Raw genomic sequence first — 17,764 nt, 5'->3', positions numbered from 1 at the left:
CGCCGACACTATGCTCGCTTGATGACTCGGGGGAGCGTTGTGGCGGTGCTGGCGCTGTGTGTCGGGCTGACTGCCTGTGAGAGCGGCGACGAGCGGGGCGAGGCGGACCAGCCGATCACGCCCGCGGCGATCGCGGCCATCACGCAAGAGCACGTCGACCCGGAGCCGCGCTCCATCGCCGACTGGGACGTCTTCACCCGCGAGCTCGGTGAGGAGTCGCCGGGTGCCCAGCTCGAGTACGCCGATGTGTCGCTCGCCGTCGTCGTCGCGCCCACCACCGACAGCCCTCTGGTGTGCGCCGACGAGTCGTTCTTCGACGAGTGCGTCGACGACTCCGTTGACGGGCACGACGTGACGATCGCGTGGCAGGAGCTCGAGCCCGAGGAGGACCCGGGTGTCGTCTACGTCATCGACCGGCGTGACGGGGAGGACGTCGCCGTACAGGTGATCGGGGCGTCCGTCACTGACGACCCTCGCACCCTCGATCTCGGGGTGCCGCTCGAGGATCTCGCCGCCCCGGTCACCGACCCGCGACTGAGCCTGACGACGTCCTGAGGGAATGCGGGCGACGGGTCTGGGTGTTGACCCGTAGACTGACCGTAACAACTCAAGAGGGGCTGATCGGTTTCGACTTGGGACGTTAGTCCCGGGGAAGCGGGTCGAGAAGCCAGCGTCATCTCGTAAACGATCGCTGGAAAACCATAGTTGCCAACTCAAACCGCAACGACTTCGCTCTCGCTGCCTGAGCAGTGATCGAAGGGTCTGACCGGGCACCCGTCCTCGTCCCGGACCCGGGCCTCATTTAGAGGACTTGCTGCTCACCTTCGTCAGGAGGGGTGATCGGGACTTTTTCCTGACTGAGTCTGTCGGCGACGTGTCAGTGCGAGCGCCGGGACTGAGAAGACGCCATCACTGACTGCACCCGGAGAAGACCTGGTTCTGACGCTCGAGGACGCGGGTTCGATTCCCGCCAGCTCCACACACGAAAAGCCCTCATGAGAGATGGCGGTGTTCCGCAGTCACCCGGTGACTGCAGGACACCGCCATCACCGTTTCTGTGCGCTGACGCAGCACCGGTCCTCGCCGGGGTCCAGCCTCGTGGCAACGCCGGGGCACCCCACGCCGACCGCGACGCCGGAGACGAACTCCGGGTTGAGACCGCAGACGAGCTCGGTCTGCTCCTGGGCGACCCGGTGGAAGGGACAGTTCTGCACGAACAGCGTCTCGTCCTCGATCCACGGCTCGTAGCCGCCGGCATCGAGGGCCGAGGCCAGCCGCTCGAGGTCGGCGTCGCCCGGCAGGTCGTCCAGCGAGGCACCCCACGCGGCGCCCTCGTCGCGGGCCACCCGCGCCACCACGGAGGCGACGGCGTCCCCGCTGGCGCTCGCCTCGGCGACAGCCCTCGCCAGGATCCGGCTCAGCAGGTCGTAGTGCCGCTCGGGCAATGACACCTCGACCTCGCGGTCGGTACGGCGGTAGAGCTTGGCCGGGCGCCCCGACCCCGGCCCGGTGCGGCCGGTCAGGCGCTTGAACTCCACCTCGAGCAACCCCTCCTCGACCAGCCGGTCGAGGTGGAACTTCGCCGTGTGGGTCGCGATCCCGAGGCCCTCGGCCGCCGACTCGCGGCTGACCGCGGCGCGCGAGCGCACGACGAAGTCGAACAGGCTGCGGCGTACGGGCTCAGCGAGCGCAGCGATGTTGGAGACGTCGGAGGCGGGCATTTCTAAAAGATACGGGACTTGACGTTAGAGCGCCAGCAGGTGTCTAGTGGAGAGATCATCCTCTCTTAGAACGGACCTGGGCCATGAGCACCTCGTCGGACCTCCGAGCAGAGCACGCCGTCGGCGCTGACCACGCCTTCTTCCTGCTGCGCACCGTCTTCACCGTCGCGCCGATCGCCTTCGGCCTCGACAAGTTCACCCAGATCCTGTGCGACTGGGAGATCTACCTCGCCCCGTGGATCAACGACATCGTCCCCGGCAGTGCCCACGAAGCGATGCTCGCCGTCGGTGTCGTCGAGGTCGTGGCCGGCCTGCTCGTCGCCGTACGCCCCCAGATCGGCGGCTGGGTCGTGGCGGCCCGGCTCGCGGGCATCATCGTCAACCTGCTGACCCCGGGCGACTTCTACGACGTGGCCCTGCGCGACTTCGGGCTGCTGGTCGGCGCGCTCGCGCTGGCGCGACTCGCCTCCGACCGCGTGACGCGATGATGAGTAGTCTCTCCGTCGTCCCGCAGCGCAGCCGGGTCACCCGCCTCGAGCCCGTGCGCGACCGGAAGCGGCGACCCGGGCCGCCGGGGATTTCCTCCGAGGGCTCGGCATCGATCCCGACGACCCGGCGACGCCCGACCTCGCCGAGACGCCGCGCCGCCTCGCGCTGGCCTATGCCGAGCTGCTCGACGTCCCGGAGTTCGACTTCACCACGTTTGCCAACACCGAGGGCTACGACGAGCTGGTGCTGGTGCGCGACATCCCGTTCCAGTCCGTCTGCAGAGCACCACCTGCTGCCGTTCACCGGTGTCGCGCACGTCGGCTACCTGCCGCGTGGTCGCATCGTCGGCCTGTCCAAGCTCGCCCGCACGGTCGACCACTTCGCCCGCCGGCCGCAGACCCGGGAGCGACTGACGATGCAGGTCGCCGACCTGCTGGAGGAGCAGCTCGACCCGCAGGGGGTTGGCGTGCTGCTGGTCGCGGAGCACACTTGCATGACGCTGCGCGGCGCCCGCGCGCCCGGTTCCACGACGACCACCTCGTCGTTGCGCGGCCACCTGCGGGAGAACGCCGCGGCACGCGCCGAGTTCCTCACCCCGGTGAACGGAGGAGTCCGATGACAGCCCCGATCGTGATCATCGGCGGAGGGATGGCCGCGGGCCACGCCGCCGTCGAGCTGCGGGAGAACGGCTACGACGGCGAGCTCGTCGTGTTCGCGGACGAGCCGCATCCGCCGTACGAACGTCCTCCGCTCTCCAAGGGCTATCTCGCCGGGAAGGCGTCACTCGAGGACACCTACCTCAAGCCTCTCGAGTGGTACGGCGAGCACCGCATCGACGTCCGGCCCGGCACCCGCGTCGACAGCATCGACACGGACGCCCACCTCGTGCGGACGGCCGAGGGGAGCCAGCCGTTCAGCAAGCTGCTGATCGCCACCGGCGCTCAGCCGCGCCGCCTGCCGGTGCCGGGCACGGACCACATCGAGGTCGCCTACCTCCGCAGCATCGACGACTCGCGCCGACTGCACGAGCGGCTGACCCCGGGCGCCCGGCTGCTGGTGGTCGGCGGAGGCTGGATCGGGATGGAGGTCGCGTCCACCGCGCGCGAGCTCGGGGCCGAGGTGGTGCTGGTCGAGCCGACCGAGCAGCCGTTGCTCAAGGTGCTCGGGCCCGAGCTGGGCGAACGGCTCGCCGACGTCCACCGCAAGCACGGCGTCGACCTGCGGACACGCACGTCGCTGGAGACACTGCGCGACCGGGTCGCGGTCCTCAGCGACGGCACCGAGGCCGAGGTCGACACGGTCGTGATCGGCGTCGGTGCGGCCCCGGACGACGCGCTCGCCGGGGAGGCCGGGCTCGACGCGGACAACGGGATCCTGGTCGATGCCGGTCTGCGGACCAGCCACCCCGACGTGTTCGCCGCCGGCGACGTCGCCAACCACGCGCACCCGCTGCTGGGTGAGCGCGTGCGCGTCGAGCACTGGCAGAGCGCGGTCAGCCGGGGCAAGTTCGCGGCCCACGCGCTGATGGGGGAGCCCGGCGCCTACGACGAGCTGCCGTTCTTCTTCTCCGACCAGTACGACCTCGGACTCGAGTACTTCGGCCACCCCGGGGCGGCGGGCTACGACGCGGTCAAGATCGACGAGGGGTCCGGCGACTCGCTCGTGGCCCGGTGGTATCGCGGGGACCTGCTGGTCGCCGCGATGCACGTCAACGACTGGGACGTGTCCGACGAGCTGAAGGAGCAGGTGCGGGCTGCTCGCTGATCTACGCTCGCCGTCGTGGACGGATGCGTGTTCTGCCAGATCATCAGCGGTGACCTCACAGCCTCGGTGGTGTTGGAGCGAGAGGGCGTGGTGGGCTTCCTCGACCAGCGGCCGGTCTTCAAGGGGCACGTCCTGCTGGTGCCGCGCGCACGTCGAGACGTTGCCCGACCTGCCCGCGGCGCAACGTGACGGGTTCCTCGCGGCCGCGCAGGACCTCGCGACGGCCATGAAGGCCGGCCTCGGCGCCCGGGGGTTCCTTCGTGGCGATCAACAACACCGTCAGTCAGTCGGTGCCGCACCTGCACCTGCACGTCGTGCCGCGCACCAAGGGTGACGGGCTGCGCGGGTTCTTCTGGCCCCGCACGAAGTACGCCGCCGGCGAGATGGACGACTACGCGACCCGGCTCCGCGCGCAGCTCGACTCCTGAGTGGCGCAACGAAACACGGGTCACTCGCGTCACACCGGCATGAAGAGGCTGCTCGCACCACTCATCGCCCTGCTGGTCCCGGGTGCTGGTCGCTCCGGCCCGGGCAGGGAAGTGCCGTCGAACGCCGGGCCAGCGTCCCGTGGGACGAGGTCGGTGACGGCTGGGTGCTGACCACCGTCATCCGCAGCGCCGGGGTCGACAGGCCCGCCCGCGCCCGGAGCCCGGAGCTGGTCTCCCCGGACGGCGTCCGCTACTCGCTCTACGCCACGCGCAGGCAGCCGATGGAGAACAACGTCGACCCGAGCAACTTCACCCTGATCGGCTGGGACCCCGACACCCGCGTCGCCCTGCTCAAGCGCTACGTCAGCCTGCGCCGCAGCCAGGCGATCAGGCTCGACCTCGAGTCCGGCGCCAGCCAGACCCCGGCGCTGCCCGGGCGCGAGTCGGCCACCGGGCTGCGACCCGACGGCGCCGGGGTGCTGACGCAGAACATCGGCGGCAAGATCTTCTCGATCGCACGGGACGGGACGCGCACCCTCCTCGGTCGGGGCGAGTCGTCATGGGGCCCCATCAGCACTCCCGACGGCACCGCGGCCGTCGTCGCCGGCGTCGGCCACGTCACGATCCTGCCTCTCGACGGCTCGGCGGCGCGCGAGATCTCCACACCGGGGGAGTGCCGGCCCCTTCGCTGGTACGGCGACACCCAGCTGCTCGCCTCCTGCTACTCCCGCACTGGCAGCCAGCTCGTCACGATCGCCCTCGACGGCACCATCACGCCCCGCGCCGGCCTGCGCGCGACCGGCAGCCCGGACTTCCGCGGACCGAGCTGGGACGACACCGACATGCGCGTCGTCGGCGGCCGCGCCTACTACGAGGGCAACGGCCCCTGCGGCGGCTCCTTCATCGTCCGGGAGAACGCCGCCGGCGACGCGAAGAAGGTGCGCGTGCCCGGCAGCACGGGCGGGATCAGCCTCGTCGACGCCCGCGACGACCGGCTCGTCATCGCCCACACCGCGACCTGCGACGAGGGCCCGCCCCGCGCCGTACTCTCCCTCTTCGACCCTGTCACCAAGGTCGAGGAGATGGTCCTCACGCTGGGCAGGCGCGAGCACTGGGGCCACGTGCTGGCCTGGGACGAGCCGCGGCCCCGGGGGTACTAGTGTCGGGCCGTCCACATCACAGGTTTTGAGGAGTCACCATGGGTCGCTTTGACGGTCGCGTCGCAGTCATCACCGGAGCCGCACGCGGCATCGGATTCGGTACGGCGCAGCGCTTCGCCACGGAGGGCGCGTCGATCGCCATCGTCGACCTCGACGAGGCAGCGGCCCAGAAGCGGCCGGTCGTATCGAGCTGACCGAGGGCGCCAAGGCCATCGGCATCGGCTGCGACGTCTCCGACGTGGCGGCCGCGGAAGCCGCGATCCGGGCGGTCGTGGACGGCCTCGGCGGCATCCACATCCTCGTCAACAACGCCGGCATCACCCGCGACAACCTCCTCTTCAAGATGACCGAGCAGGACTGGGACCTCGTCATGGGCGTCCACCTCAAGGGCCCGTTCAACATGACCAAGGCCGCCCAGAAGCACTTCGTGGAGCAGAAGTACGGCAAGATCCTCAACCTCTCGAGCGTCTCCGCGCTCGGCAACCGCGGCCAGGCCAACTACTCCGCCGCCAAGATGGGTGTCCGGGGCTTCACCCGCACGCTCGGCATCGAGCTCGGCCCGTTCGGCATCAACGCCAACGCCATCGCCCCCGGATTCATCGCCACCGAGATGACCGACGCGACCGCCGCCCGGCTCAAGATGGACGTCGAGGAGTTCCGCAAGCTCAACGCCGACCACAACCCGGTCCGCCGGGTCGGTTTCCCCGAGGACATCGCCGCCGCCGCGGCGTTCCTGTGCAGCGACGAGGCCTCCTACATCACCGGCCAGACGCTCTACGTCGATGGTGGCGCCAAGCTCGGCTGATCCCGTCCGGACCGGCTTCTCGCGGTCCGGGGCAGCAGCTGCGAGCGCGAGACGCTGCTCACGCCGACCACCCACTTTTACGCTCAGGACCGGCCGACACGACCCCCAAGTCGTGTCGGCCGGTTGGATTTATTGGCACGGGGGTGCCTAACGTCGTCGTCGCTTCACAAGCAAACAAACCGAATAGCCATCCCCGGTAACGCCGAGTCCTGCCCGCCGGAGATGGACCCCCGAGTCACGAAGATCGGGCAGGAGTGGGGGACCCACAGGTTCCACCGCCGGCCGCAGCGCTCACCAGCGTTCCGGACGGCTCGGGGTGAAGTCATCGCGAGATGGCGGGGCACTTTCCAGCTCCAACCCGACAGCTCACCTCACAGGCGTGGGAAAGGAATCTGCCATGCCTGCGATCCGTCGCATGGCGCGCACCTGCGCGCTCACGCTCGTCACCCCGGGAGTCACCGCCACCACCCCGGCCGTCGCTCCCGCCCATGCCGCCGAGGAGACCCAGCGCTCCGGCGCCGTCGTCCTCTCCGAGAGCCAGTACCAGCGCTACGAGAAGGAGCAGGCCGCTCGCAAGCAGCGGGCCGCCCAGCGACTCAACGCCCGCATCACCACCGCCCAGCGCACGGCGATGGCGCAGCGCGGTGACGCCTACTCCTACGGCTCGGCCGGCCCGAACGCGTTCGACTGCTCCGGTCTCGTGTTCTACAGCTACCGCCGTGCCGGGTTCAACGTCCCGCGGACGTCGGGTGCCCAGGCGGCGTACACGCATCGTGTCGCATTGAAGCAGAACATGCGCCCCGGCGACCTGATGTTCTTCTTCAACTCCGGCGGGGTCTACCACGCCGCGATCTTCGTGGGCTACCAGAACGGCCACGCGATGATGGTGCACGCGCCCGGCTCTGGCCAGCGGGTCACCGTCGCCGCGCCCCTGGACCAGCAGCTGGTTCGGCGGCACCCTGCGCTGAGGTTTCACTGCCTGTCAGAACGGCTCGCCTGCTCCTCGGAGCGGGCGGGCCGTTCGCATTTCTGGCCCGCTCCCGTGACGGAGCATTGGCTCGATCGGGCACGCGCGCCCGCCTCCGCGCTACCGAACGGTACGGGTGAAAATTTCAGTGGGGACCCCCTGACTGTTCGGTAGCTCGGGCGGGCGCCCGTTCGCATTCGCGGGTTGTTTGCCGACCCGACGTTTTCGGCTCTCCGTGAGTACTCGTTCAGCCACCAGATTGAGCGACGGCCGCGCCCGCTCAGGCCCGTCCGCACGTCTGGTCTCGAGGTCTTCACGGAAGGACGCGCGTCGATGCGCAGCAACTCAACGAGCCCTGCCCGCTTCCGGCCGCTGACGGCGATCGCCCTGCTCCCGGGCCTCGCCGTCGCCATGTTGTCGACCGGTGCGTTCATCACGCCGGCGTCCACGCAGCCGGTCGCCCCCAAGCCGAGGCCGAGCGCGGGCGCGCTGACGCCGCCGACGCTGTCACCGCCCGACGGGGCTTGGCTCGAGGGCCGGCAGGCCGTGGTCTCGACGCCGACCACCGCCGAGGACTCGGTCGCGTCGCTGTGGGTCGACGACCGTGAGGTCGCGGCCGAGCCGACGGTCGGCACGTCGAAGTTCCGCTTCGACGTCGGCACGAACTCCATCGAGCGGCGCTACGGCAACCACCTGCTCGTCAACGGCGAGCACCGCATCGACCTGCCCGACCTCGTCGACGAGCGGGCCACGCTCGAGGTCCCCAACGACGAGCTGGTCCGGGGCGAGAACACGATCGAGATCGTCACCGGCACCATCGAGTCGAGCTGCGGCACCAACCACGACGACTTCGTCCTCAGCAACCTCTCGCTCGAGCTCCTCGGCGAGGTGGCCGACGGCGAGGAGAACAACTACACCTACTCGATGGGCGACGGCAGCTGCGGCACCAACACCTCGCTGCTGAAGCGGGCCACGCTCACCTTCTTCGTCCTCGGCGACCCGGTCGGCACGACCGGGCTCAGCGCCGACCCGGACACCTCCACCCTGAACAATGGCGCGCACCTGCTGACGGCGGTCACCGAGTCGGGCGCGCAGACCGAGCACGGCTTCACCGTCAACAACGCACCCGCCGGTGCGCCCCGCCTGATGCCGGCCGACGGCAGCTCGGTGTCGGGCGAGGTGCCGGTGCTGGCGTCCTTCCCGGCCGGCACTCCCGGTGGGGTCGAGTCGGTCAGCGTCGACGGCTCGCCGCTCCCGATCACCCCGACCCTCGGCCACGGGGCTGCCGCCTTCAGCTTCAACGTCGGCAGCAACTCGATCGAGGCGAAGTACCACAGCTACGTCCTCGTCAACGGGATGAAGTCCGAGATCGGCGGCGACTTCGTCAGCCAGCGCGTCGACGTGATGTTCCCCAACGACCGCCCGGTGCCCGGCATGAACCGGATCAAGGTCGTCACCGGCGTCACGACCGCGACCTGCGGACAGAACCGCGACGACTTCACCATCTCGAACCTCGCGCTCGCGCCGGCATCCGGTACGGCGACGGGCCGGGACCTCAAGGCGTCCTACTCCATGGGAGATGGCAACTGCGGGTCGTCGACCACCGCCAAGCGCGAGATCGACCTGATCTTCAACCTCGACTCGCCGCAGGGCGGGGTGAAGTCCCTGCTCGACACCACCGCGCTCGCCGACGGCGACCACACCCCGGCCGCCACCTCGACGACCGGCCAGACCGCGACGCGACTGATCGTGGTGGACAACACCGCTCCCGAGGTCGCCTCGTCCACCCCGGCCGCCGGCTCGACGATCACGTCCGCCGTCCCGCTGGCCGTGGAGCTGGCCGACCGCAGCGAGATCGAGGGCACGGCGACGTACACCCTCGACGGGCAGCCGGTGGAGATCGGCGCGATGGTCGGGCCCGGCCTCGCGGCCGGCGACCACCTGATCACCGCGAGGGCCACCGACTCCCTCGGCAACGAGGCCACGCGTGAGATCCCCTTCAAGTCCGCCGGGATCCCGGACGTCCCGGCCGACCCGGGCGCCCGCGTCGGGCTCGACCGACATCGGCGAGACGGCGACGCTGAGCGCCGGGGTCGCCGAGCCCGGTGGTGGCCAGACGACGGCGGTCTTCTCGCAGGCCGAGATCCTGACGCCCACCCGGGGTTGGCAGGGCACGACCGGGACGATGCCGACCACGCTGCAGGTCCCGGGGGAGCAGCGGATCGGGGAGCACCGGGGTGCTGGCGCCGGGCGACACCGGGACGCTGCCGTCCGCGGCGGCCACCGACCTCGCCTACCAGCGCTTCGACGTACCGATCCGGGGCAAGGTGACCGCCCCCGTCCTGCGCTGGGAAGGCGCGATCGACCCGGCCCGTCGCGTCGTGCTGCACGCGTGGAACGTCCGCGCCGGCTCCCGGGACCCGGTCGCCGCCGCGCGCGGGGCCGCCGAGGCCGCCACGGTGCTCACGGCGACGGTCGACGAGCGATACCTCGACGGCCAGTTCGTGCACGTGCTCGTCACCGGCGCGGATCCCTTCGCCGACGACATCGACGCCAGCGACAAGGCCGGCTTCGACGACCCGGCGAGCTACGACTTCTCGCTCGTGCACTACACCGACACGCAGTACCTCTCCGAGGGTGCGGTCGAGCAGGAGTCGCCCGAGGAGCGCGCGATCTGGGAGAAGGCGTACGGCGACGTGACCCGCTGGGTCGCGGCGAACGCCCGGGACCGCAAGATCGCCTACGTCGCGCACACCGGCGACATCATCGAGAACAACATCCGCCGACCCGCGACGCCCGAGCTCGAGCGCCGGGTCGTCGGCGAGATGGAGCTCTCGTCGCGCCAGCAGCAGGTGCTCGACGACGCGGGCGTGGCCAACGGCGTGATCGCCGGCAACCACGACAACCAGTCCGGCACCGAGGAAGGGCCCGAGGCGATCTACAACCGCTACTACGGTCCCGACCGCTACACCGCCGCGGCGGCGCGCTGGCAGAACGCGTCCTACGGCGGGCCGTGGCGCAACGGCGACAACCAGAACCACTACGGCCTGTTCTCCGCGGGCGGGCTCGACTTCGTGGTGGTCGGTCTGTCGTACGGCGTGACGCGGGACGAGGGGGAGTGGGCCGACGAGGTCTTCAAGCGCTTCCCGGGCCGCAACGGCATCCTGCTCTCGCACGACTACATCAAGCCGTCGAAGAGCCCGGACGGACGCGGGTCGACCTTCTCGGCGCCCGACGGAGCGATGCTCTTCAACACGATCGTGGCCGACAACCCCAACGTGTTCCTGATCCTCGCGGGCCACGAGCACGGCGTCGGCACCAACGTGAAGCCGCAGGTCGGCGACATCGGCAACGGCGTCGTCGAGCTGCTCGCGGACTACCAGTTCTACACGGTGTCCGCGGACCGGCTCGGGCTCGTCGAGGCCGGCGGCTACAGCCCGACCGACCAGCTCCGGTTCGGCGCGAGCTTCTTCCGGATGCTGCAGTTCGACGTCGACCGCGGCGAGATGTCGGTCGACACCTACTCCCCGCTGCTCGACGACTTCGGCGCCACCGAGTTCGACATCGACCGGCGCTACAACGGCCGGGGAGGACACGATGGTGCTCCCGGTCGACCTGACCAGCCGCACCACCAGCTTCGTCACCGACTCGGTCGCGGTCTACGCGCCGACGACCGTGATCGGGGAGGCGACCGTGCCGTCCGGCCGGGTGGCCAGCGTGGAGTGGGCGGGCCTCAAGCAGGGCACGGCCTTGCGCACGGGTGGTGACCGCGCGGTCGGTCGGCGGCGGCGTCACCACGTCGACGCCGAACGTCTTCGCCACCCTCGACGTCAACGGCCGCCCGATCCGGATCGACGACACGGTGCTCGCTCGGTGAGGTTGCTCCTCGCACTGGTCGGGGCGGCGGCGATGCTCGTCATCGGCGCCGCCCCGGCCAGCTCCCACGGGTCGATGACCACGGCCCGGGTCACCGCGACCGCCGGTGAGGGGAGCGACGTCCTCGTCGACGTCGAGGTCGAGTACGACCTGCTGATGAAGTCCCCCCGGCTGCGCGAGGAGGCACGGGGCGCCACCGATCCGGCCGAGCAGGCCCGACAGCTCGAGGCGAACCGGGCCGACGTTGCGGCGTACGTCTCGGACCGCTTCCGGGTCGCCTACGGCGACGTCAGGTGTACGGCGACGCCGACCGCCGCACCGGAGCGCACCGGAACGCGACGGCCGCAGCCCGGCCGTGATCCACCTCGGCTACGACTGCGGGGACGAGCCGGGCAGGTCGCACGCGCTCTTCTCGGCGCTCTTCCCCGACTCGGAGACGTTCGTGCACAGCACCACCACGCTGGTGCGCTACGACCTCGACGGCACCGAGGGCACCACGGTGCTCAAGGGCGACGACGACACCCGGGGAGATCACGCCCGCCGAGCACGACGAGTCCCGACAGTGGGTGTCGTTCGTGGTCCTCGGCGCAGAGCACCTGCTGCTCGGCCTCGACCACCTGCTGTTCCTGCTCGTGCTGGTGCTGGGCTCCCGGTCGGTGCGCGACGTGGTGCTGGCGGCGAGCACGTTCACCGTGGCGCACAGCGTGACCTTCCTGCTGGCAGCGCTGGGGATGGTGTCGGTTCCGGCGGCGATCGTGGAGCCGATCATCGCGCTGTCGATCGTGGGTGTTGCCGTGCTGACGGTGGTCGGGCGAGGAGGACGCTGGCGACTTCCCGTCGTCTTCGGCTTCGGGCTCCTGCACGGCCCGGGCTTCGCTGGTGCGATCGGCCTCGACGAGGCGGCGTCGTGGGACCTGCTCGGCGCACTGCTCGCCTTCAACGTCGGGATCGAGGTCGTCCAGCTCGTCCTGATCGCCCTGCTCTTCCCGGTGGTGGTGCTGCTGCTGGCTGCCGCGCGGTCAGGTCGTGCTGGTCGGCGCGGCGACCCCGGTCGCGGTCACCGGCACTTTCTGGTTCGTCGAGCGACTTGTAGCCGGGGTCGCTCCCGTGTGACCGGGACCACTCTTTGGGCGCGCCTGCTGCGCGGCGTTTGGGCCCGGAGTGACACTTGGCGTCGAACTTGTTCCACACCCCCTGTGATCGGAGTACCCGTGCATCCCCGTCTGCGCCTGTCCGTCGCCGCCCTCGCGGCGACCGCCCTGTTGACCGGGCTGGCCGCCTGTGGCGGCGACGAGGAGACCCCGGAGTCGAGCTCATCCTCCTCCGCCGACCCCTCCGACGACGCGACCGAGACGCCCGAGGAGCCGGCTCTGTGGCCCCTCACCGGCCTCGAGGTCGACGGCGACACCCCCCACCCACCCCGTGCTCGTCACCAAGGTCGACAACACGTCGTCCAGCTCCCCGCAGATCGGCTCGGGCTCGGCCGACATGGTCGTCGAGGAGCTGGTCGAGGGCGGCATGACGCGCCTCGCCGCGTTCTACTACTCCGAGGTCCCCTCCGTCGTCGGTCCCGTGCGCTCGATGCGTGCGGCGAGCGACATCGGGATCGTGCCGACCGGCGCGCACGTCATCACCAGTGGCGCGGCGGCCGTCACCCCGGCCCGCGTCAAGAAGGCGGGCATCCCGTTCGTCACCGAGGGCGCCAAGGGCGTCTATCGGGAGGACTCGCGCTCGGCGCCGTACAACCTCTTCTCGCACCCCGACGTGATCGCCAAGGGCATCAAGGGCGGCGATGCGCCGAAGCCCTACCTCGACTTCGGCTCCGAGGACGACTTCCCCGGTGGCAAGAAGGCGCGCTCGCTGACGGCCTCGTTCGGTGGCCACACGACGAGCTGGGCCTTCCCGGGGCGGCACCTACGTCAACACCAACTCCTACGCCGCTGAGGGTGACGAGTTCCCGGCGACCAGCGTCCCGGTGATGCGCGTCGAGATCGGTGATGCGGGCTACCGCGACCCGGCGGGCTATCCCGTGCCGGAGACGAAGTTCGAGGGCACCGGTCCAGCGCAGCTGTTCCACGACGGCAAGGTCGTGCAGGGCACCTGGACCAAGGACGGCCTGACGGGCGCGATCAAGCTCGAGACCAAGAAGGGCGAGGAGCTCACGGTGCCGGCGGGTCGCACCTGGATCGAGCTGGTGCCGCAGGGCACCGGCAACGTCACCTGGGCGAAGTAGGGCTCACTCCGGGGCGGCGGGGTCCGGGATCTGCACGCCGGCGTCGGCCGGGGACTGCAGGCCGGTCAGGATGAAGCCCATCGCCGCCTCGACGCGGATCGCGGCCATGGCGGGGTCGTCGCTGCTCGCGACGGACTCGCCGGCCGAGCTCATGGCGCCGAAGAAGATCCGGGTGAACGTCTGCAGCATCTCCTCGTCGAGCTCCCAGTCGCCCGCGGTGAGTACGGCGCGCACGATCTCCACCACGGTCGCGAAGGTCGAACGCTCCTCCCGCTCCCGGAACCGCTCGTAGCCGAGGACAGACGGTCCGTCCTGCATCACGATGCGGCGGTAGGCGGGCTGCTGGACGACGTCGAGGAAGACCCGCAGACCGGCCCGGGGCCTTGAGCCACGGGTCGCGCTCGCTCTTGAGCCCGGTCTGGATCGCCGTGCGGGCCTCGGTCTCGACGCGCTCGAAGACCGACTCGAAGAGCGCCTGCTTGCCGGAGAAGTGGTGGTAGAGCGCGCCCTTGGTGACGCGCGCCGGCCACGATCTGGTCCAGCGAGGTCGCCGGATAGCCGTGCTCGGTGAACAGCTCCTCGGCCACCTCGACCAACGCCCGCTTGGTGGACGAGGAGTACTGCGTCCGTCGACCTGGGCACTCGCGGCACCCCGGGCACCTTCGGAATCAGCTTGGAGGCGGCGGGTTTGCTCATCCGGCGAGTGTAGGACGACGCGGTGTGGGCGGGGTCACGCGGCGCTTCGTTTGAATGCCGCGGTCGGGTCGCATACTCTGAGTACGTACCGACGGTATGTGAGTCCTAGACGAAGGAGCTGCCATGACACGGAAGTCCTTTCACTCCCGCGGAGAAGTCCTCCGCACCGTGATCACTGAAGCTGATGCACGACGTGACGGCGACCTGCCGATGTACGTCGAGGGCGTCTCCGAGACCTTCCGCGACGAGCTGACCCTGCTCGGCGCACTGACACTGCGGTGGCACACCCGCCCGGCTGGTCGCATCGAGCGCGAGCTCATGACGCAGCCCATGGACCTCGAGGCCGCCGTCATCGACGCCCGGCAGGCCACGGCCGACGAGCTCCCCGGCGTGCTGGCGATCCTTGATCGCCACCGCGCCGAACCCCTCGACGACGAGATGGCCGCGGCGATGACGACCTCGGCGGCCAAGGAGCACGTGATGCTGGCCGTGATGGCCGGACGCAGCTCCGGTCGCGACGCGCTCGCAGCCCACGCCGGCGAGCTGATCGCCGAGCGGGCCCGCGCATCGCGCGTGGTCGCGCCCCTCGCCACCCCGGCGCAGACCTCCCCGGTCGACCGCCTCAGGGCGGTGCTGCACGCGGCCTGACGGCCCACCCCCGATTGTGACGGCCCCCGTCCGACGCCAGCGGTTCCTCCCAACCGCGCCCTCCCTCCCAGTGCGTCGGACGGGGGCCGTCCGCTGTCCAGCGGGTGCGCACGTGTGACTGGCGCTCCCCGTGCGAGCCGCCACGCTGCGCCATACTGACGCCATGAGCCGGGGCAGCGACGTCGCGCCCGGCACGCTGCTGCTCGCGACCGCCGAGCTGATCGACCCCAACTTCGCGCACACGGTCATCCTGCTGCTCGACGTCGACGACGAGGGCGTGCTGGGCGTCGTGCTCAATCGTCCCTCACCCGTGCCGGTCGCCGAGGTGCTCGAACCCCGGGGTGCCCTGTGCGCCGAGCCGGAGGTGCTGTTCCACGGCGGCCCGGTCAGCCCCGACGGGGCGCTGGCGGTGGCGCTGCTCAGCGATGCCGACGACGTCCCGGTCGGGTTCCGGACCGTGGTCGGCCGACTCGGCATCCTCGACCTCGACACCCCGGTCGAGCTCGTGGACGGCGGGCTCGGCGGCGTGCGCGTCTATGCGGGCTATGCCGGTTGGGGCGCCGATCAGCTGCAGGGCGAGATCGCCGAGGGCAGCTGGTACGTCGTCGCGGGCGAGACCGCGGACGCCTTCCGGGCAGACACGACGAGCCTGTGGCGCGACGTGCTGCGCCGCCAACCCGGTCAGCTCGCGTGGCACGTGACGCGACCGCTCGACCCGGAGACGAACTAGCTCACCAAGGTCAGGTTCGCCGCCCGCGGACGTTAGGCTGGGCGCCATGAGCACCATCGGTTTCTCGCCCGGCACGCAGACGATCGAAGACCGTCGCACCCAGCCGACCGACGAGGGTGATCACGAGAAGTTCAGTCATTACGTCCCCAAGGACAAGCTCACCGAGGCGATGGTGATGGGCACGCCCGTCATCGCGCTGTGCGGCAAGGTGTGGGTCCCCTCGCGGGCGCCGGAGAAGTTCCCGGTGTGCCCCGAGTGCAAGGACATCTGGGAGCAGATGAAGCCCGGCGGCGGCTCGGGCGACGGTCCGGGCAATCAGGGCCCGGACGCGTGACGGGGCGCCCCTGAACCCGTCCATCCGTCCCCAGTCCTCACCCCGGCGTGGCCCGACCGCGCCGCGTGGGGGACGGCACCCTCGCTGCGTGCCCGGCAGCAGGCCGCCATGGATCGCTACGCCGCGACCTCGCCGCGCGACTTCCTCACCGTCGCGACCCCCGGGGCCGGCAAGACGACCTTCGCCCTGACGGTGGCCGCCGAGCTGCTGGGCCGTCGCATCATCGACCGGATCACCGTGGTCGCCCCGACCGAGCACCTCAAGACCCAGTGGGCCGAGGCCGCCGCGCGCGCCGGCATCCCGCTCGACCCGACCTACAGCGCCGGCTCGGGCAAGACCTCGAAGGACTACGTCGGGATCGCGGTGACCTATGCCGGCGTCGCGGTCAACCCGCTCGCCATGCGCATCCGCACCGAGCGCTTCAAGACCCCGGTGATCCTCGACGAGATCCACCACGCCGGTGACGCGATGTCGTGGGGCGAGGGCGTCCGAGAGGCCTTCCAGCCGGCCACCCGTCGACTCGCGCTGACCGGCACGCCGTTCCGCTCCGACATCAACCCGATCCCGTTCGTCACCTACGCGCCCGGCGACGACGGCATCCCGCGCTCGGTGGCCGACTTCACCTACGGCTACGCCCACGCGCTGGCCGACCACGTCGTCCGCCCGGTGCTCTTCATGGCCTACTCCGGCGAGATGACGTGGCGCACCCGGGCCGGCGACGAGATCCTCGCGCGGCTGGGCGAGCCGCTCACCAAGGACATGCACGCGCAGGCTCTGCGCACCGCACTCGACCCGTCGGGGTCGTGGATGCCGTCGGTGCTCGAGGCTGCGGACAAGCGGCTCTCCGAGGTGCGCCGCCACATGCCCGACGCCGGTGGGCTGGTCATCGCCGGAGACCGGGGAGACGGCTCGCGCCTACGCCGGCCTCCTGAAGAAGATCACCGGCGAGTCGCCGGTCGTGGTCCTCTCGGACGAGAAGGGCTCGTCGAAGAAGATCTCGCAGTTCGCCGACTCGGACAAGCGGTGGATGGTCGCCGTACGCATGGTTTCCGAAGGCGTCGACGTGCCGCGCCTTGCCGTCGGGGTCTGGGCCACCACCACGGGCACCCAGCTCTTCTTCGCCCGGGCCGTCGGCCGCTTCGTGCGCGCCCGGGGCCGCGGCGAGACGGCGTCGGTGTTCCTGCCGTCCGTTCCCCACCTGCTGGGCTTCGCCTCCGAGATGGAGGTCGAGCGCGACCACGTCCTCGGTCGCAAGGTCACCAACGAGGACGACATCTTCGCCGCCGAGAACGACCTGCTGGCCCGGGCCAACGCGGGGGAGTCGGCCTCCGACGAGCTGGAGATGTCCTTCGAGGCCCTCGGCTCGACCGCGTCCTTCGACCGTGTGCTCTACGACGGCGGCGAGTTCGGCCATTCCGGCGAGGTGCACGTCGGCTCCGAGGAGGAGATGGACTTCCTCGGCATCCCCGGCCTGCTCGAGCCCGACCGGGTGCGCGAGCTGCTGCACTCGCGCACCAGCGAGCGCGCCAAGAAGCAGAAGGCCGCCGCTGCGGCGCGCGAGCCCGACACCGTCGTCGAGGTGACCACGCACGAACAGCTCGCCGTGCTGCGCCGCGAGCTCAACGGGCTGGTCGCCGCCCGGCACCACCGCACCGGCCGGGCGCACGGCATCACCCACGCTGCCCTGCGCAAGGAGTGCGGAGGCCCGGCCGCGGCCGTCGCCTCCGCCGACCAGCTGCACGCCCGGATCAACCGCGTCCGCGAGTGGGCGGTCAAGAAGACCTCGTGAGGGTCGCTGTTCGCCGTACCGTCTCTCGTCTCGTCTCGTCTCCCGTCTCCCGACGGCGGTGAGTGAGCCACATTCTCGGGCCGCGAAATGTGGGTGGTGCACCGCCGGTGTGGCGGGTCGCGGG

Annotated in this window: 20 protein-coding genes, 1 other RNA gene, 4 pseudogenes and 1 riboswitch; of the genes and pseudogenes, 22 read left to right on the top strand and 3 right to left on the bottom strand. The window is 70.6% G+C overall.

What is annotated here, in order from left to right; translation table 11 throughout:
• Positions 1–21 precede the first annotated feature (21 nt).
• Positions 22–555 carry a hypothetical protein gene (locus tag LP418_RS04170; RefSeq protein WP_257955333.1) on the top strand — a complete coding sequence of 178 codons (534 nt, stop codon included), beginning with the start codon at positions 22–24 and terminating at the stop codon, positions 553–555.
• Positions 556–613: 58 nt separating this feature from the next.
• Positions 614–982, top strand: a transfer-messenger RNA (tmRNA) gene (gene ssrA, locus LP418_RS04165).
• 64 nt (positions 983–1,046) lie between these two features.
• On the opposite strand, the gene LP418_RS04160 is transcribed toward ssrA, so the two are convergent.
• A complete protein-coding gene (locus LP418_RS04160) occupies positions 1,047–1,721 on the bottom strand; it encodes a helix-turn-helix transcriptional regulator (RefSeq protein ID WP_257955332.1) in 675 nt (224 codons plus the stop codon).
• Between the two features lie 83 nt (positions 1,722–1,804).
• Here LP418_RS04160 and LP418_RS04155 point away from each other — a divergent pair, with 83 nt between their 5' ends.
• From LP418_RS04155 to LP418_RS04100, 16 genes and pseudogenes are all read left to right on the top strand, one after another.
• Complete coding sequence (locus LP418_RS04155) at positions 1,805–2,209, top strand: hypothetical protein (RefSeq protein ID WP_257955331.1); 405 nt, start codon at positions 1,805–1,807, stop codon at positions 2,207–2,209.
• A 109-nt stretch (positions 2,210–2,318) separates the two neighbouring features.
• A pseudogene (locus LP418_RS32345) lies at positions 2,319–2,429 on the top strand (hypothetical protein); the annotation flags it as partial.
• Positions 2,383–2,829 (top strand): GTP cyclohydrolase I, encoded by a 447-nt coding sequence (gene folE, locus LP418_RS04150; protein WP_442940222.1) that lies wholly within the window; start codon positions 2,383–2,385, stop codon positions 2,827–2,829. The pseudogene LP418_RS32345 and the gene folE, both read left to right, overlap by 47 nt.
• The gene (locus LP418_RS04145) at positions 2,826–3,974 is read left to right on the top strand and encodes an NAD(P)/FAD-dependent oxidoreductase (RefSeq protein ID WP_257955330.1); all 1,149 of its coding nucleotides are present in this window, start codon (positions 2,826–2,828) and stop codon (positions 3,972–3,974) included. Before folE ends, LP418_RS04145 begins: the two co-directional genes overlap by 4 nt.
• 15 nt (positions 3,975–3,989) lie before the next feature.
• Positions 3,990–4,163, top strand: coding sequence for an HIT family protein (locus LP418_RS30300; protein WP_336275904.1), 174 nt, complete (start codon positions 3,990–3,992; stop codon positions 4,161–4,163).
• Positions 4,164–4,234: 71 nt separating this feature from the next.
• A complete protein-coding gene (locus LP418_RS30295; protein ID WP_336275903.1) occupies positions 4,235–4,402 on the top strand; it encodes an HIT family protein in 168 nt (55 codons plus the stop codon).
• A gap of 164 nt (positions 4,403–4,566) precedes the next feature.
• A complete protein-coding gene (locus LP418_RS04135) occupies positions 4,567–5,562 on the top strand; it encodes a hypothetical protein (RefSeq protein WP_257955329.1) in 996 nt (331 codons plus the stop codon).
• A 38-nt stretch (positions 5,563–5,600) separates the two neighbouring features.
• A complete protein-coding gene (locus LP418_RS30290; protein WP_336275902.1) occupies positions 5,601–5,756 on the top strand; it encodes an SDR family NAD(P)-dependent oxidoreductase in 156 nt (51 codons plus the stop codon).
• A 44-nt stretch (positions 5,757–5,800) separates the two neighbouring features.
• Positions 5,801–6,367 (top strand): SDR family oxidoreductase, encoded by a 567-nt coding sequence (locus LP418_RS04130; protein ID WP_336275901.1) that lies wholly within the window; start codon positions 5,801–5,803, stop codon positions 6,365–6,367.
• Between the two features lie 218 nt (positions 6,368–6,585).
• Positions 6,586–6,762: riboswitch (cyclic di-AMP (ydaO/yuaA leader) on the top strand.
• Between the two features lie 2 nt (positions 6,763–6,764).
• Positions 6,765–7,508, top strand: coding sequence for a C40 family peptidase (locus LP418_RS04125; protein ID WP_257955328.1), 744 nt, complete (start codon positions 6,765–6,767; stop codon positions 7,506–7,508).
• Between the two features lie 159 nt (positions 7,509–7,667).
• On the top strand, positions 7,668–9,665 hold the full coding sequence (locus LP418_RS04120) for a hypothetical protein (RefSeq protein WP_257955327.1): 1,998 nt from the start codon (positions 7,668–7,670) through the stop codon (positions 9,663–9,665).
• Positions 9,572–11,101 (top strand): metallophosphoesterase, encoded by a 1,530-nt coding sequence (locus LP418_RS04115; protein WP_257955326.1) that lies wholly within the window; start codon positions 9,572–9,574, stop codon positions 11,099–11,101. The genes LP418_RS04120 and LP418_RS04115 overlap by 94 nt, the downstream gene beginning before the upstream one ends.
• Complete coding sequence (locus tag LP418_RS04110; RefSeq protein ID WP_257955325.1) at positions 11,052–11,918, top strand: hypothetical protein; 867 nt, start codon at positions 11,052–11,054, stop codon at positions 11,916–11,918. The genes LP418_RS04115 and LP418_RS04110 overlap by 50 nt, the downstream gene beginning before the upstream one ends.
• Positions 11,843–12,154: pseudogene (locus LP418_RS32340) on the top strand (HupE/UreJ family protein); the annotation flags it as partial. The gene LP418_RS04110 and the pseudogene LP418_RS32340, both read left to right, overlap by 76 nt.
• A gap of 337 nt (positions 12,155–12,491) precedes the next feature.
• Positions 12,492–13,154, top strand: coding sequence for a DUF3048 N-terminal domain-containing protein (locus LP418_RS04105; RefSeq protein WP_336275900.1), 663 nt, complete (start codon positions 12,492–12,494; stop codon positions 13,152–13,154).
• A complete protein-coding gene (locus LP418_RS04100; protein WP_257955323.1) occupies positions 13,087–13,443 on the top strand; it encodes a DUF3048 C-terminal domain-containing protein in 357 nt (118 codons plus the stop codon). The genes LP418_RS04105 and LP418_RS04100 overlap by 68 nt, the downstream gene beginning before the upstream one ends.
• A gap of 3 nt (positions 13,444–13,446) precedes the next feature.
• Here LP418_RS04100 and LP418_RS04095 read toward each other — a convergent pair whose 3' ends face one another.
• Together LP418_RS04095 and LP418_RS30285 are read right to left on the bottom strand one after the other, a co-directional pair.
• Entirely contained in the window at positions 13,447–13,761 is a 315-nt protein-coding gene (locus tag LP418_RS04095) for a hypothetical protein (RefSeq protein ID WP_336276016.1), read from the bottom strand.
• Between the two features lie 169 nt (positions 13,762–13,930).
• Positions 13,931–13,999, bottom strand: a pseudogene (locus LP418_RS30285) (hypothetical protein); the annotation flags it as partial.
• A 308-nt stretch (positions 14,000–14,307) separates the two neighbouring features.
• On the opposite strand from LP418_RS30285, the gene LP418_RS04085 reads away from it, so the two are divergent.
• The 4 genes and pseudogenes from LP418_RS04085 (at position 14,308) to LP418_RS04070 (ending at position 17,640) form a co-directional block, all read left to right on the top strand.
• Positions 14,308–14,787, top strand: a complete 480-nt coding sequence (locus LP418_RS04085; protein WP_257955322.1) for a hypothetical protein — start codon at positions 14,308–14,310, stop codon at positions 14,785–14,787.
• A 163-nt stretch (positions 14,788–14,950) separates the two neighbouring features.
• Entirely contained in the window at positions 14,951–15,517 is a 567-nt protein-coding gene (locus LP418_RS04080; protein ID WP_257955321.1) for a YqgE/AlgH family protein, read from the top strand.
• A gap of 46 nt (positions 15,518–15,563) precedes the next feature.
• The gene (locus tag LP418_RS04075; RefSeq protein WP_257955320.1) at positions 15,564–15,851 is read left to right on the top strand and encodes a DUF3039 domain-containing protein; all 288 of its coding nucleotides are present in this window, start codon (positions 15,564–15,566) and stop codon (positions 15,849–15,851) included.
• Positions 15,852–15,959: 108 nt separating this feature from the next.
• Positions 15,960–17,640, top strand: a pseudogene (locus LP418_RS04070) (DEAD/DEAH box helicase).
• The last annotated feature ends 124 nt before the right edge of the window (positions 17,641–17,764 follow it).

It is taken from the genome of Nocardioides sp. B-3 (genome assembly GCF_024703895.1).
GTDB lineage: Bacteria > Actinomycetota > Actinomycetes > Propionibacteriales > Nocardioidaceae > Nocardioides.
This window is presented reverse-complemented; position numbering and strand designations above follow the sequence as displayed.

Bases quoted from the DNA above. Each gene is read 5' to 3' on its own strand.
- LP418_RS04120 (WP_257955327.1), top strand. From the start codon at position 7,668: ATGCGCAGCAACTCAACGAGCCCTGCCCGCTTCCGGCCGCTGACGGCG.
- LP418_RS30290 (WP_336275902.1), top strand. From the start codon at position 5,601: ATGGGTCGCTTTGACGGTCGCGTCGCAGTCATCACCGGAGCCGCACGC.
- LP418_RS04125 (WP_257955328.1), top strand. From the start codon at position 6,765: ATGCCTGCGATCCGTCGCATGGCGCGCACCTGCGCGCTCACGCTCGTC.
- LP418_RS04145 (WP_257955330.1), top strand. From the start codon at position 2,826: ATGACAGCCCCGATCGTGATCATCGGCGGAGGGATGGCCGCGGGCCAC.
- LP418_RS04155 (WP_257955331.1), top strand. From the start codon at position 1,805: ATGAGCACCTCGTCGGACCTCCGAGCAGAGCACGCCGTCGGCGCTGAC.
- LP418_RS04160 (WP_257955332.1), bottom strand. From the start codon at position 1,721: ATGCCCGCCTCCGACGTCTCCAACATCGCTGCGCTCGCTGAGCCCGTA.
- LP418_RS04080 (WP_257955321.1), top strand. From the start codon at position 14,951: ATGAGCCGGGGCAGCGACGTCGCGCCCGGCACGCTGCTGCTCGCGACC.
- LP418_RS04095 (WP_336276016.1), bottom strand. From the start codon at position 13,761: ATGCAGGACGGACCGTCTGTCCTCGGCTACGAGCGGTTCCGGGAGCGG.
- LP418_RS04170 (WP_257955333.1), top strand. From the start codon at position 22: ATGACTCGGGGGAGCGTTGTGGCGGTGCTGGCGCTGTGTGTCGGGCTG.
- folE (WP_442940222.1), top strand. From the start codon at position 2,383: ATGCCGAGCTGCTCGACGTCCCGGAGTTCGACTTCACCACGTTTGCCA.
- LP418_RS04075 (WP_257955320.1), top strand. From the start codon at position 15,564: ATGAGCACCATCGGTTTCTCGCCCGGCACGCAGACGATCGAAGACCGT.